Consider the following 13409-nt stretch of genomic DNA (forward strand, 5'->3'; position numbering starts at 1 on the left):
TCCCGACCCTCCCGACCTTCACGCCCGTGTGCGCGATGACGCACACCGGCGGCCATCACCTCCAGTGAGTCGCGATGCAAGTTCAATCGATGCAATTCAAGGCGCGCGCCGGGCAAAAGCTTGCGGACCAGCGTCTGCAGGCCAACCTCCGGAAACTCTCGACCAAGTTCGTGACGGCGCGCGCCACGGCCATCGAGGAAATCGACTTCGAGGCCACGCGCGAGGCGCTCAAGGCGCGTCGTAATCGCGGGCTCGAGACGCTCGATGTCTGGCTGGAGATTTTCGAGCGCGAGGCCACGCGACGTGGCGCCACGGTCTTGTTCGCCGAATCGACGCAGGACGCCGCCCGCCTGATTGCCGAAATCGCCCGCAAGCACGACGTCAAGAAGGTGATCAAGTCGAAATCGATGGTCACGGAGGAATTGCAGCTCAACAAGGTGCTCGCCGACATGGGCGTGCAATCGGTCGAGACCGATCTGGGCGAATACATCCTGCAGATCAACGACAACGAACCGCCGTCGCACATCATTGCGCCGGTCGTGCACAAGGACAAGGACGAGGTTGCCGACCTGTTCGCGCGCGTTCACCATAAGCCGCGTCTGACCGACATTCCGGCGATGACGCGCGAAGCGCGCGAGATGCTGCGTCCGCAGTTTCTCTCGGCGGACATGGGCGTGACCGGCGGCAATTTTCTCGTCGCCGAAACCGGCTCCGTGGCCGTGGTGACGAACGAAGGCAATGAAGGCATGTGCACGATCATGCCGCGCGTGCATGTGGCCGTGACCGGTATCGAGAAGGTGTTGCCCACGCTCGAGGATCTGGCGACGGCCATGCGCCTGCTGCCGCGCTCCGCGACCGGGCAGGGCACGTCGAACTACTTCTCGCTGCTGACCGGTACGCGCGTCGAGGGTGAACTCGATGGCCCCGACCATATGTACTTCGTGCTGGTCGACGGTGGCCGCTCGGGACTGATCGGTGGCGCGTTTCAAGACATGCTGCGTTGCATCCGTTGCGGCGCTTGCATGAATCATTGTCCCGTATATCAGAAGATCGGCGGGCACGCCTACGGTTGGGTGTATCCGGGGCCGATGGGGTCGGTGCTCACGCCGAGCTATGTCGGCCTGGAGAAGACCCTCGATCTGCCGCAGGCCGCCACGTTGTGCGGGGAGTGCAATCGCGTCTGCCCCGTGGGCATTCCGATTTCCGACCTGCTTCGCAAGCTGCGCGAGCGCCAGGTCGATCGAGGCCTGCGTCCGTGGCAGGAGCGCACGGCGCTCGCCGCGTGGGCGTTTGCGGCGCGTCGCCCTCGTCTGTATGCCGCGCTTGCCGGCCTGGGTGCGCGTGTGCTCCATTGGATGGGGCGCGAGCGTGGCAGTCTCTCGAAGCTGCCGCTCGCCGCAGGATGGAGCGATACGCGGGAAATGCCTGCCCCGAGCGGCAAGACGTTTCGCGCGATGTATCGCGAGCGTCGCGCGCCGCGGTAAGCGCTTAAGCGTTCAGCGATGTGGAATGACCGGTGGCCTTGACGTGCCGGCGTTCAAAGCAAAAGCCGGGCCCCGAATGTCTGACATTGGCATCCGGGGCCCGGCTTTTTTATTGGCGCGCCCGTCAGGTTCTGGCGGGCAACGCCAGGCGTTTCTCGATGCGTCGCTGCAGTGCCGACAACCCGGTCGACAGCACCCAGTAGATGGCGGCGCAGGCGAGATAGAGCGGCAGCGGCTGGTAGGTCGTTGCAATGACCTCCTGCGCGGAGCGCAGCAACTCGGTCACGGTAATGACCGAGACCAGCGATGTGTCCTTGATCAGGCTGATGAGGCTGTTGCCGAGACTCGGCACAGCGATGCGCAGGGCTTGCGGGGCGATGACGTAACGCAGCGTCTGCCAATAGGACAGGCCGAGGCTGTAGGCCGCGAGCCATTGTCCGCGCGGCATGCCTTCGAGGGCGCCGCGCATGCTCTCCGACAGATAGGCGCCGACGTTCAGGCTGAGCGTGAGCACGCCGGCGGGTGTCGGATCGAGCGCGATGCCAACGCCCGGCAGGCCGTAATAGATCACGAAGATCTGCACCAGCAGCGGAGTGCCGCGCATGATGCTGACATAGGTGCGGGCGATGCCGCGCAGCACGCGGACGTTGCCGATACCCATGATCGCCACGATGACGCCGATCGCCAAGCCGAACACCATCGACATCAAGGCGAACTTGATCGTGAGCACGGTGCCTTGCAGCAGCACGGGCATGGATTGGGCGGCGAGTTCGAATGGATTCATGAGGGGGGTGTCTGGGGGGGAACGTGGGCCTGAACGACGACGGCCGGCACCCGCTTGGTTTGCGTGGTGCCGGCCGTGATGCGACCGAAGTGTGTCGCGCGCGGCGTGCGGGTTACTTCGCCGGCTTGGACGTGTCCTCGCCGAACCACTTCAGCGCGAGCTTGCCGAGCGAGCCGTCCTGCTTCATGGCCGTGAGGGCATCGTCGATGGCCTTCGCGAACTTGGGGTTGCCCTTGCGGAACGGAATGCCCACCGACTCGCTGGCGCCTTGCAACACGGCGCCCGGACGCAGCGGCAGGTTCGACGTCTTGATCAGGTAGGCGAGCATCAGGCGATCGTTGAGGGCCGCGTCGATGCGCCCGGCGGCGAGATCGCGCAGGTACTCCGGCGCGCCCGGATAGGTGCGCACGTCGATGCCCGGCACCGCCTTCGCGAGCTTGTCGTAGTTGCTGCCGAGACTTACGCCGAGCTTGTGGCCCTTGAGGGCATCGAGCGAATTGAACTCGCGTTTGTCGTCCTTGCGCTGAATGAGCTGTGCGGCCGAGAAGGTGTACGGCTGGCTGAAGTCGAGCGAGCGCTTGCGTTCGTCGGTGATGGCCACTTGATTGACGATGACGTCGAATTTACCGGCCACGAGACCGCCGATGATGCCGCTCCATTCCGTCGTCACGAACACCGGCTTCACGCCGAGACGTTCGGCCACGGCCTTGGCGACGTCGACATCGAAGCCTTCGAGCTGGCCATCGGTCGCGCGATAGTTGAACGGCGGATAAGTCCCTTCGATGCCGATTTTCAGTACGCCCGCCGATTTCACGGTGTCGAGCAGATCGGCGGCGCGCGCGGGTGCGGTGCCCAGCAGCGCAACGGCGGTCAGTGGCACGAGGCACAGCGTCTTGAGCCAGTTTTTCATGATGTTGAGGTCTCCCTGCGTCAAATAAAGGGGGCGCGACGTGCGGCCGATCAGGCCGTACGCAGCGCTTGCACGCATTCTCGCACCAGCTCGGGGCCGCGGTAAATCAGCCCGCTGTAGATTTGTACCAAACTGGCCCCGGCATCGAGCTTGGCCTGCGCGTCGGCACCCGACAGGATGCCGCCCACGCCGATGATCGGCAGCGCGCCGCCCAGCTCGGCGGCCAGTGCGCGGATCACGCGATTCGAGGCTTCGAACACGGGCCGCCCCGACAGGCCGCCGGTTTCGTTGGCATAGGGCAGGCCCGCTACCGCCTCGCGCGAGAGCGTTGTATTGGTGGCGATCACGCCGTCGAAACCATGACGCGTGAGTGTGCCCGCGATGACCTTGATCTGCTCGTCGTCGAGATCCGGCGCAATCTTGAGGGCGATGGGCACGTATTTGCCGTGGCGGTCGGACAGCGCCCGTTGCTTGTCCTTGAGCTTGCCGAGCAGGGCGTCGAGTTCGTCGCCGCCTTGCAACTGGCGCAGGTTTTTCGTATTGGGCGACGAGATGTTGACCGTCACATAGGTGGCGTACGGGTACACCTTCTCGAGGCAGATGAGGTAGTCGTCGACCGCGCGCTCGATCGGTGTGTCGGCGTTCTTGCCGATGTTCAGGCCCAGCGGTCCCTTGTAGTGCGCCGACTGCACGTTCTGAAGAAACTGCTCGACGCCGCCGTTGTTGAAGCCCATGCGGTTGATGATCGCTTCGGCTTGCGGCAGGCGGAAGATGCGCGGCTTCGGATTACCCGGCTGCGGACGCGGCGTGACCGTGCCGACTTCCACGAAGCCGAAGCCCAGTGCGGCGAGGCCGTCGATGCAGCTCCCGTCCTTGTCGAGGCCTGCGGCGAGGCCCACGGGATTCGGGAAGCGGATGCCCATGACCGTGCGTGGATCTTCGGGCAGCGTCTGACCGATGAGACCGGCCAAGCCGAGCGAGGCAGCACTGCGCAGCGTGGCCAGCGTCAAATGGTGGGCTTGTTCGGCATCAAGACAGAACAGGGCGCGACGGGCCAGAGGGTAGAGGGGCGCAAGCACGATGTCGGGTTCGGCAGAATCGGAAAGTCGCCATTTTACCGGTATCCCGGTCGCCGAGCGCGCCAATTTTCTACGCTCTGCGTACTCCTGAACGGCGGCGGGCTGGCAAGGGAATGAGCGCGGTGCGCACGGGTGGCCGCCCCGCGAATCGCGCGCCCGACAGCACCCCGGAGCACAGTGCCGAGGTTACTCGCCGGCGGCGTCGAGCATGGCTTCCGGCATGTCTTGCCATTGGCCGTCGAGCAGGCCTTGCAGGGGGCGGAAGTTCGCCTTGTAGACCATCTTGCGGCTTGCCTGAATCCAGTAGCCGAGATAGACGTGCGGCAGTCCGAGCGCGCGCGCCTGCTCGATCTGCCAAAGAATGTTGTACGTGCCGTACGACGCGCCTTCGATGTCGGGATCGAAGAACGTGTAGACCGACGACAGGCCGTCGCTCAGGATGTCGACCATGCTGATCATGCGCAACGTGCCTGCGCCTTGATGGCCGGGCGGCTCGCGAAATTCCACCAGTCGGGAGTTCACGCGGCTCTGCAGCAGAAACTGCTCATACTGCTCGCGGCTGTCATGGTCCATACCGCCGCCCGCATGACGTTGCGACTGGTAGCGCATGTAGAGCTGGTAATGCTCTTCGGTGTAATGCAACCCCGAGACGTTGACCGCGAGGCCAGCGTGGCGGCGCCAGATACGACGTTGTGTGCGGTTCGGCGCGAAGCGCGCGATCGGTACGCGCACGGGCACACACGCGCGGCAGCCGTCGCAATACGGGCGGTACGTGAACACGCCGCTGCGGCGAAACCCGGCGCGAACGAGTTCGCTGTAGACGTCCGAGTTGATCAGATGGCTGGGCGTGGCGACCTGCGAGCGTGCCGTGTGATTATCGAGGTAGCTGCATGGGTAGGGCGCCGTTGCGTAGAACTGAAGGGCGGATAGCGGGGAGAGCGGCAGTTCGTTCGGATGGGTCACTGGGAAACCTCGTGAGCCTTGTCTGCTGCGTTACCGTAGGCCAGTGTGCTGAGCATTTGCTTATCCAGACGCCAGACGGGGGCGGGCGCCACGACCGCCTTCTGCACGTGCGTCAGAAATGTCTGGCGGGGAATTTCGCTGCCGCCGAGCGACGCCAGATGAGCGGTACTTTGCTGGCAGTCTATCACCTCTATTGCGTGCGCGCGTGCAAACGCGACGAGCGCGGCGAGGGCGATTTTCGATGCATCGGTGCGGCGGGCGAACATCGATTCGCCATAGAACATGCGTCCGAGCGCCACGCCGTAAAGACCGCCGACGCGCTCACCTTCGTAGAAGGTTTCCACGCTGTGGGCGAGCCCGGCGTCGTGCAGTGCGCGATAGGCGGCAATGATCGCGGGTGTGATCCATGTGCCGTCCTGCGCGCGCCGGGGGGCTTGTGCGCAGGCTTGCATGACGGTGGCAAAGTCGGCGTCGAGACGGATTTCCCAGGCGTCGTCGCGCAGCACGCGACGCAGCAGTTTGCGGAAGTTGTGGCTGACGACGAAATTCTCGGGACGCAGCACCATGCGCGGGTCCGGGCTCCACCAGAGCACGGGTTGACCCTGCGAGTACCACGGGAAGATGCCTTGCCGGTAGGCGGCAAGCAGACGTTGCGGCGAGAGGTCGAGGCCGGCCGCCAGCAAACCCGGCGCCTCGCTCGATGCGCCGAGCGCTTCGTCCACCGGGGGAAAGGAATCGTTTGCTTCGAGCCAGACGACCATGTCGATGTCAGCGTTCCGGCGTGTCGGGTGACGTAGTGCGATGGGCCGCGCAGGCCGGCTCAGACACGCAGCATCGGCGTGAGGATATCTTCGGTGTGCGCCGTATTGACGGGCAGCGACGGCACCGGCACGCCGGGCGCCGCAGCGCCGTTGGGGGAGGCCTCGAGGTGCACGCCGAAGGCCCCTGCGCGACGGTCTTCGAAGAAGAAGCGCAGCGTCTTCGCCACCGTCGGGAAGGCGATGTCATCCCAGGGAATTTCGTGCTCCGAGAACAAGGCGACTTCGAGGCTCTCTTCTCCCGCGGCGAACTGCGGCTCGCGCATCTGCGCCAGATAGAAAATGTGGACCTGATTCACATGCGGCACGTTGAGCAGCGAGAACAGGGCGCCGACCTCGACGGTTGCGCCGGCTTCTTCCAGCGTTTCGCGTGCGGCGGCCTGTGCCGTTGTCTCGCCGATTTCCATGAAGCCGGCGGGCAGTGTCCAGTAACCCAGGCGCGGCTCGATTGCGCGCTTGCACAGCAGCACCTGATCACCCCACACGGGCACCGTGCCAAGCACGTTGCGCGGGTTCTCGTAGTGAATGGTGCCGCAATGAGTGCACACGTGCCGTTCGCGGTTATCACCGGGCGGAATGCGCGACTCGACCGAGTGGCCGCAGGCGGAACAGAATTGGATGGGAGGGCGTCGGTTCATGGTTGCTGCGAGTGTATCATCGGCAACGCACGCTGTGCGGTGGCGCACGTGGTGGGCCGGGATATCCCGGGTTGCTGCCGCGTGCGGCGAACCGGCGTTAGCGGCCGCGTGGTCACAAGGAAAATAATCGGCGAGTTATGTTGCACTGCGGTGGCAATTGTCATATACTTCAATTCTTCAGACGCGGGGTGGAGCAGTCTGGCAGCTCGTCGGGCTCATAACCCGAAGGTCACAGGTTCAAATCCTGTCCCCGCAACCAAATTCGAAAGCCTGATTTCTTTACGAAATCAGGCTTTTTGCGTTTCGGCTCGGCGGTGTCGGCGGCATCACGCTCGTGTCCGCCGGTGTCGTGTCCCGGTCGGAAGCGGGCGCGCCCGCTTTCACGCCGACGAGCGTTATTGGCGTTATTGCGACGTCGGTAGCAGGCGTTGCTTGAGCTTTGCGCCGAATACATTCACCACGAGGCCCGCCATGACCAGCGCCGCGCCCGCGATTTGCGGCGCAGTGAGTTGCTCGTCGAGCAGCAGTGCCGCCGATGCCAGGCCGATGATCGGCACGAGCAGCGAGAACGGCGCGACCTGACTGGCCGGATAGCGCGTCATCAAACGACCCCACAGCGAATAGCCGACGAGCGTCGCCACGAAAGACAGGTAGGCGACCGCGAAGATCGATGCCGCCGAGAGATGCGCGAGTGAGTTCGCGATTTGCTGCGGGCCTTCGAACCAATACGACAGCAGCACGAATGGAATCGGCGGGATCAGGCTTGCCCAGACCACAAGGCCGACGAGATCGACGTTGCCGATCTTCTTGGTGACGATGTTGCCCGTTGCCCAGGCAAGCGAGGCACAGAGGGTGAGCGCGAAGCCGAGCAGCGTCATGGCGCCGCCGCCTTGCATGCCGATGACGGCGAGGCCTGCCGCCGCGATCAGCAGGCCGGCCACGTTCTGCGCGCGGAAGCGTTCGCCCAGACACGCCACGGCGAGCCCCAAGGTGAAGAACGCCTGTGCCTGAAGGACGAGCGAGGCAAGGCCGGCGGGCATGCCAACGTACATCGCGGTGAACAAGAGTGCGAATTGCCCGAACGAGATCGTCGCACCGTAAGCGATTAGCCATCGCAATGGCACTTGCGGACGTTTGACAAAGAAGATCGCGGGGAAGGCCGCGAGCAGGAATCGCAGCGCACCCAACAGCATGGGCGGCACGCCGTGCAACCCGACCTTGATGACGACGAAGTTCACGCCCCAGGCGAGTACGACGATGAGTGCCCGTAACAAGTCCTTCGGTGCCATGCTGGCGTCTCCTTGTGCGGCATTGGTGTGGCGTTCGGGAAGGCGAAAGTGTACTCCTGGGGCGTCGACGTGTGGTGGCGAAGTCCTCGCGCCAATGCCCTCGTGGCCTGATGCGGCGCGGGGCCGAGGGGGCGCGCTCGCGCCGGCGCCCGATGGGGGCATGACGTATACTTCGTGTTTTGCGTATCAAGAGACGTCGTCTTGCTGGGGTGAGGCGACGTTTGCCGTAGCCGAGGAATTTGCATGAACCTGCCTGCCCGCCGCGTCAGTGTCGCGCCGATGATGGATTGGACGGATTCGAACTGCCGGGTCTTTCATCGTCAGTTGTCGCGTCACACGTGGCTCTATACCGAGATGGTCACGACCGGTGCGCTGTTGCATGGCGACGTTGCGCGCCATCTCGATTTCGATGCCGTCGAGCATCCCGTCGCGCTGCAATTGGGCGGTAGCGAGCCGCAGGACCTTGCGCGGGCCGCGAAGCTTGGCGAACAGTGGGGGTATGACGAGATCAACCTGAACTGCGGCTGCCCGTCGGAGCGTGTACAGCGTGGCGCGTTCGGCGCATGTCTGATGGCGGAGCCAGCCCTGGTGGCCGATTGCGTCAAGGCGATGCGCGATGTGGTGCAGGTGCCGGTGACGGTCAAGCATCGCATCGGGATCGACGACGTCGAATCGTTCTCCTTCGTCGAGGATTTCGTCGGCAGCATTGCGCAAGCCGGTTGCACGACCTTCATCGTGCATGCGCGCAATGCCATCCTCAAGGGGCTGAGCCCGAAAGAGAATCGCGAGATTCCGCCGCTCAAGTACGACTATGCGTATCGTCTGAAGCAAAGTTTCCCGCAGCTCGAGATTCTGATCAATGGCGGCGTGAAGACGCTCGATGAAGTCGAACTGCATTTGCAGCACGTCGATGGCGTGATGCTGGGTCGCGAGGCGTATCACAATCCTTATGTGCTCGCGGAGGTCGACGCGCGATTCTATGGCGACACGTCTGCAGTGAAATCACGTGAGGCGGTGGAAGACGCGTTGATCGAATACGCGGCGGCGCAGGTGGAGAAGGGCCAATATCTCGGCGCGATTACACGTCATGCGTTGGGCTTGTATCGCGGTGTGCCGGGGGCGCGGGGATGGCGTCGGGTGCTGTCGGATCCAAAGCGTCTCAAGGCGGGGATCGGTGCGTTCGAAGAGGCGCGCGCGCAATTGCGCGCGGGGGCGTTTTCGGAGCGCGATGTCGTAGCGGCTCTCGCGACGGCGTGACGTTCAGCATCGAAGCGCGGCGTTGCGTTAAGAGCGCTCGCCGCGTGAGATGACGATCTCGCGCATCGATCGTGCATGCCGGCCGAGAAATATTTGGATCGAGCGAAAATAGTGCTTGGCAGCGCAATAAAAACATCGCTATAATCTTGTTTCTGTTCAGCAAGCAAGTGATGTTGCTGATCACGGCGGTGGCCGTAGCTCAGTTGGTAGAGTCCTGGATTGTGATTCCAGTCGTCGTGGGTTCGAGTCCCATCGGTCACCCCAAAATTCCTTGTTTTCCCCGGTAGTAACCACTTCGTTTGTCAACGAAATCCCCGATTTGTCAATTTGCTCACTTCGTCGGTGACGCCTTTTTCACGCGTCTGCGATCGTAGTGCCGCATCGTCGTGCCCGGATCTGCGTGCGCGGCAAAGTCGAACACGTCCGCCTCGCGGCGCTCGAGTTTTTCCGTGATCGCAACCGGTCGTCCGTCATTGAGCGTGAAGTATGCTGAGTGCCCGGTGATCAGGTAGGCGGCACGTCGTTCGAGATCTTCCCACTCTGCTCGCACGGCCCGATCGAACGACGCGATCCACGCGAATTGTGCGTCCTGCCAAACACTTCCCCATCCGCTTCGCGTGTATGCCTGTCCCTTTCGGTTTCCGAACAGGGCCATGCTCGGGATGCGTCGTCCTTGCTGTGCGCGTTTGACGACGACGCTCAGTCGAGGCGACCACGCACGCAATTTCATGACCCTCTCGTCACCGCGCTTGCGCTTCGCGCTCTCCACGATAACGCCATCGTCCCGAATGCCCGACCGGTGAAACGGGCGAACCTCCGCCGCGCGAAACCCCGTGAGGTACGCGAACATGGCTGCACATCCCATCGTTTTGAAAGGCAGGTCCTGCTTGATCGCCCACAGATAGAAGCGCGTGACCTGACGGCTTGTCACGTCGCGCCGGATTACTTCCGTCTCATTCAGCATGAGTCCGGCGAACGGATTGACGTCGATCACGCCCCACCGAACTGCGTAATTGCAGATCGTCTGCATGGCGGCCATGTCCTTGTTCGCACTCGCTGGTGCGCCGGCCGCGGCTCGCGCATCGAGTGCGCGACACGCACGGCTCCGACGCTGGTGCTGGCCGATCGCACTTCAACGGGCAGCAGATCGCCTCCAGACCCTTTACGGAAAGGAATGACGATGAATCGGGTTGCGTGTGGGTCTCGCATGGTGGCCTCCCTCGTGGTGCTGGTGAGGGAGGTAAACTAGCATGAATACTGTATAAAAACACAGTATCAGTAAATTCGCTTGCCGGATACGCTACGTCCACAAAATCCACGGGGTTCTCAAATGGTTGCGCAGCAAGGGCCAGACTGGCTCCAAATTGTTCTGACGAGTGCGGTGGTGAGTGCTGCACTTAATATTGTCTGGGGCGTCATCTCAAAGTACTGGGATGCCAAGCGCACAGATAGCGAGAAAGAGGTTGCTCTAAGGCTTGCCTATCAAGAAGTTGGCATGCGCCTTGTCGCATTCGCGAAGGATTGCTCGAGCTATATCGATCGCGTTTCCGAAGGCCTTTACATGAAAGCGGCGCACCACGATGAGAGCATTCTTAACGGCTTGAAGTCCCCGGAGTTTCATCCCATCGATGATGTTGATTGGACCCTATTTGACATTGAGACGGTTGATACGTTGAAGTCCATGAGGGGACGCTTCGAAGAGTGCAATAGGTGGATTCTTGTCCAATGGGGGCAGGACTGGATGGACGTCGACGATGCGTTTGAACTCGAGACGCAACGGTGTGCCTATTACGCTCTGGAGGCATTGCGCGTGGGCATCGATGCGCGATTGAAGGCTAAGCTGTCGCGCGGCGATTACTCAAGCCTAGGTAATCTTGAGTTGCATATCGAACAGGCCCGTAAGGGCTACAAAGCGGCACCGAACGGGACGTTTATCCCCGAGCTGGTTGAGATTTTCTCTCTGGAGCATCCCGTCCGAAAATGAGCTTGACGTACCCATATGTGCACGAACTACCGCGTTCCTGACAGGCAGTTGCTCAGCGAGTACTGCCGCATACCGGCGGCGGTTGGGGAGGGAGAACATCAAAATCAGATCTAAGTGGCATGCGATGGCATAGACTTCGTTACCTCTACCGATTGAGGTGGGAGATATTACGACGGGGACCTTTTGGTTGACAAAAGTGGAAAAATGCAGAAATATGCGGTTGACAAAACTCTGGATTTGCCGAGATGCCGACCTCAAACCACCCCTCGCAATTTTATCCGGATCTCTCCGAAGACCGCCTGCAGGCTCTATCTAATCTGTTGCTTGATGTTAGGTACAACGCGCTGGCCGCACTCCAGAGTGAGTACGACAACAATTACACTCGCGAATGCACGGCGTTTGGGCGCCAGCGTGAAATGCTGATTCAGATTTGGAAAGCGAAAAAGTTTCCCTGGCTAGACATCAAGCACTCTGGGATGGACGTTACCTTCACAATTGGTGGGGTCCCGTGCCGATTCTTCACCGACGACCCCAACAATCCTCAGAAGCACGGATTCTTTCGTCGCAATAGCGTCGACCAGTTGTTTGCCCCGGTGGAGACGCAACCCGTACTGTGGCGATTCGTGATCGAGCGGGCGATGACGGATGAAGACGAAGATCATGTCTATCTAATCGGCTTCAATTCGTACGAGGAGAAGGTTTGTGAGTGGCGTCATCGACCTGCGTCGGGCATGTTGCACTCGGTCGATGCCATTACGCCGCCCTCCGTGGACCTGCCCGATGCCGAGGTTACGCTTCGCCCGGAAAGCCCGGACGAGGGTGCGGAGTTTGATAAAGATACTGGAACTGGTGGTACTAAGTAATGCAAGTGATTTTTTCCGGGGCTGCGCTTCGTATGGCTCGCCTTCTTCGAGGGTTTTCTCTCGAGGAGGTGGCCTGCCGTGTTGGCAAGACCCGACAGTACATATCCAAGCTTGAAACAGGTGGCGGGTCTCCGGCTTCCGACATGGTTACAGATTTGGCATCGGCTCTTGGGGTCACTCCCGCCTTTTTCGAGTTGAGTCGCCAGGTTCGGGCGATTTCGGAAGAACATGTGCATTTTCGAAAGCTCGCAACAACCAAAGTCTCTGTTAAGCAGATCGCTTTGGCAAAGGCCGCGATGATGCAAAGGGTGGTTGAGGTGGTCGAGGAGCACCTTCAATTGCCTGCCGTGCGAATTCCACAATTTGAACGGCCCGTTAATAACACCGCTACTGAGGAAATTGCAGAGGCTTGTCGGCGCGAGTGGGGGTTGGGACTTGGCCCAATCTCGGATATGACGCGTCTCGCCGAGAATGTTGGGGCAATCGTGACCACATTTAGCGGCATCTCTAGAGAAGTCGACGCACTATCGTTTTGTGGCGTGAGGCCAATCATCGTACGCAATGACGCTAAGGCCAGTGCGTGTCGTCAGCGATTTGATATCGCGCATGAGCTCGGGCATTGCGTTATGCACGCTGGAGTCGTGACCGGTGATCGTGTTACTGAAAGTGAAGCTAACCGCTTTGCAAGTGCGCTCCTGCTGCCGAGAAGTATGATGTTTAAGCTCTTCCCGTCACCGCGCGGAGCATACTTGGACTGGAAGGGAATACGCGAGTTTAAATTTACATGGAAGGTAAGCAAGGCCGCGATTCTTTATCGGGCGCGGCAGTTGGAGATTATCTCTGATGATCTGTACAAGCGTGGTGTGATCGGATTGCGAAGAAATGGAGAGGCTGCAGGAGAGCGAGAGGATAGTCTGATCCCAATGGAGCGGTCGGCGTTGTTAAATAGGTCCGTTGTTCTATTAAGGGAGAAGCTGGGAATAACGCTTCCTGTTCTTGCTGCGCAGATCGGAATCTCGGTTGCTATGCTTGACGAGTTGTTGTGTGACGATGTGTGTCTCGATGAAAGTAACCAGTCTCGGGAGCAAAGCAACGTCATACCTCTACGAGCGTCTGCATAGGTTTACTTGCAAGGTCCGGCAGACATCTGGTGGACCTTGCGCGAAGCTTCGTTTGCGATTGCGGGGCTATGGCGGGAGTGGGAGGGCGAAGGTGACCTGACGGATATTTTCGTACCACTGGCGTCTAGAGAATCACGGCCCCTGATCCGCTTGGGTTTTCTGTGCCAAATCCAGAGCGAGTTTTTCGGCGTATCGGGTCAAGTCGGCCCGGGTAAAAAC

At 61.2% G+C, this 13409-nt stretch carries 14 protein-coding genes and 2 tRNA genes; 8 read left to right on the forward strand and 8 right to left on the reverse strand.

Translation table 11 applies throughout. The annotated features are described in order from the left end of the window. The first annotated feature begins 74 nt into the window (after positions 1-74). The gene (locus PCE31107_RS21845) at positions 75-1484 is read left to right on the forward strand and encodes a lactate utilization protein B (RefSeq protein ID WP_130025674.1); all 1410 of its coding nucleotides are present in this window, start codon (positions 75-77) and stop codon (positions 1482-1484) included. Positions 1485-1608: 124 nt separating this feature from the next. On the opposite strand, the gene PCE31107_RS21850 is transcribed toward PCE31107_RS21845, so the two are convergent. From PCE31107_RS21850 to PCE31107_RS21875, 6 genes are all read right to left on the reverse strand, one after another. Further along, a complete protein-coding gene (locus PCE31107_RS21850; protein WP_017232323.1) occupies positions 1609-2268 on the reverse strand; it encodes an amino acid ABC transporter permease in 660 nt (219 codons plus the stop codon). A 112-nt stretch (positions 2269-2380) separates the two neighbouring features. Beyond that, positions 2381-3178: a transporter substrate-binding domain-containing protein gene (locus tag PCE31107_RS21855; RefSeq protein WP_150610634.1), complete on the reverse strand. Its 798-nt coding sequence runs from the start codon at positions 3176-3178 to the stop codon at positions 2381-2383. A 50-nt stretch (positions 3179-3228) separates the two neighbouring features. Then, on the reverse strand, positions 3229-4257 hold the full coding sequence (locus PCE31107_RS21860) for a quinone-dependent dihydroorotate dehydrogenase (protein ID WP_130025676.1): 1029 nt from the start codon (positions 4255-4257) through the stop codon (positions 3229-3231). Between the two features lie 186 nt (positions 4258-4443). Continuing rightward, positions 4444-5220 (reverse strand): arginyltransferase, encoded by a 777-nt coding sequence (locus PCE31107_RS21865; protein ID WP_017232326.1) that lies wholly within the window; start codon positions 5218-5220, stop codon positions 4444-4446. Continuing rightward, complete coding sequence (aat, locus tag PCE31107_RS21870; RefSeq protein WP_150610635.1) at positions 5217-5981, reverse strand: leucyl/phenylalanyl-tRNA--protein transferase; 765 nt, start codon at positions 5979-5981, stop codon at positions 5217-5219. The genes PCE31107_RS21865 and aat overlap by 4 nt, the downstream gene beginning before the upstream one ends. A gap of 59 nt (positions 5982-6040) precedes the next feature. After that, entirely contained in the window at positions 6041-6658 is a 618-nt protein-coding gene (locus PCE31107_RS21875) for an NUDIX hydrolase (RefSeq protein ID WP_240756293.1), read from the reverse strand. A gap of 200 nt (positions 6659-6858) precedes the next feature. Here PCE31107_RS21875 and PCE31107_RS21880 point away from each other — a divergent pair. Continuing rightward, positions 6859-6935: transfer RNA gene (locus PCE31107_RS21880), tRNA-Met, on the forward strand. 145 nt (positions 6936-7080) lie between these two features. Here the strand turns inward: PCE31107_RS21880 and PCE31107_RS21885 are convergent. Then, positions 7081-7965 (reverse strand): EamA family transporter, encoded by an 885-nt coding sequence (locus PCE31107_RS21885; protein WP_150610636.1) that lies wholly within the window; start codon positions 7963-7965, stop codon positions 7081-7083. 243 nt (positions 7966-8208) lie between these two features. On the opposite strand from PCE31107_RS21885, the gene dusA reads away from it, so the two are divergent. Continuing rightward, positions 8209-9222 (forward strand): tRNA dihydrouridine(20/20a) synthase DusA, encoded by a 1014-nt coding sequence (gene dusA, locus PCE31107_RS21890; RefSeq protein ID WP_150610637.1) that lies wholly within the window; start codon positions 8209-8211, stop codon positions 9220-9222. A gap of 188 nt (positions 9223-9410) precedes the next feature. Beyond that, a tRNA-His gene (locus tag PCE31107_RS21895) sits at positions 9411-9486 on the forward strand. 67 nt (positions 9487-9553) lie between these two features. On the opposite strand, the gene PCE31107_RS21900 is transcribed toward PCE31107_RS21895, so the two are convergent. Then, a complete protein-coding gene (locus tag PCE31107_RS21900; RefSeq protein ID WP_150610638.1) occupies positions 9554-10252 on the reverse strand; it encodes a site-specific integrase in 699 nt (232 codons plus the stop codon). Between the two features lie 300 nt (positions 10253-10552). Between PCE31107_RS21900 and PCE31107_RS21910 the strand changes: the two genes are divergently transcribed. The 4 genes from PCE31107_RS21910 to PCE31107_RS23550 all read left to right on the forward strand — a co-directional run. Next, a complete protein-coding gene (locus PCE31107_RS21910; RefSeq protein WP_150610640.1) occupies positions 10553-11206 on the forward strand; it encodes a hypothetical protein in 654 nt (217 codons plus the stop codon). Positions 11207-11451: 245 nt separating this feature from the next. After that, complete coding sequence (locus PCE31107_RS21915) at positions 11452-12069, forward strand: hypothetical protein (protein WP_150610641.1); 618 nt, start codon at positions 11452-11454, stop codon at positions 12067-12069. After that, positions 12069-13190 carry a helix-turn-helix domain-containing protein gene (locus PCE31107_RS21920; protein ID WP_217425222.1) on the forward strand — a complete coding sequence of 374 codons (1122 nt, stop codon included), beginning with the start codon at positions 12069-12071 and terminating at the stop codon, positions 13188-13190. Before PCE31107_RS21915 ends, PCE31107_RS21920 begins: the two co-directional genes overlap by 1 nt. Positions 13191-13196: 6 nt before the next feature. Beyond that, the coding region (locus PCE31107_RS23550) for a hypothetical protein (protein WP_217425223.1) at positions 13197-13409 on the forward strand (213 nt) is incomplete at its 3' end.

This window comes from Pandoraea cepalis (genome assembly GCF_902459625.1).
GTDB lineage: Bacteria > Pseudomonadota > Gammaproteobacteria > Burkholderiales > Burkholderiaceae > Pandoraea > Pandoraea cepalis.

What these genes read in the sequence shown, in the direction of transcription:
- aat (WP_150610635.1), bottom strand. Translation starts at nt 5,981, where the DNA reads ATGGTCGTCTGGCTCGAAGCAAACGATTCCTTTCCCCCGGTGGACGAA.
- PCE31107_RS21845 (WP_130025674.1), top strand. Translation starts at nt 75, where the DNA reads ATGCAAGTTCAATCGATGCAATTCAAGGCGCGCGCCGGGCAAAAGCTT.
- PCE31107_RS21920 (WP_217425222.1), top strand. Translation starts at nt 12,069, where the DNA reads ATGCAAGTGATTTTTTCCGGGGCTGCGCTTCGTATGGCTCGCCTTCTT.
- PCE31107_RS21850 (WP_017232323.1), bottom strand. Translation starts at nt 2,268, where the DNA reads ATGAATCCATTCGAACTCGCCGCCCAATCCATGCCCGTGCTGCTGCAA.
- PCE31107_RS21855 (WP_150610634.1), bottom strand. Translation starts at nt 3,178, where the DNA reads ATGAAAAACTGGCTCAAGACGCTGTGCCTCGTGCCACTGACCGCCGTT.
- PCE31107_RS21910 (WP_150610640.1), top strand. Translation starts at nt 10,553, where the DNA reads ATGGTTGCGCAGCAAGGGCCAGACTGGCTCCAAATTGTTCTGACGAGT.
- dusA (WP_150610637.1), top strand. Translation starts at nt 8,209, where the DNA reads ATGAACCTGCCTGCCCGCCGCGTCAGTGTCGCGCCGATGATGGATTGG.
- PCE31107_RS21885 (WP_150610636.1), bottom strand. Translation starts at nt 7,965, where the DNA reads ATGGCACCGAAGGACTTGTTACGGGCACTCATCGTCGTACTCGCCTGG.
- PCE31107_RS21915 (WP_150610641.1), top strand. Translation starts at nt 11,452, where the DNA reads ATGCCGACCTCAAACCACCCCTCGCAATTTTATCCGGATCTCTCCGAA.
- PCE31107_RS21900 (WP_150610638.1), bottom strand. Translation starts at nt 10,252, where the DNA reads ATGCAGACGATCTGCAATTACGCAGTTCGGTGGGGCGTGATCGACGTC.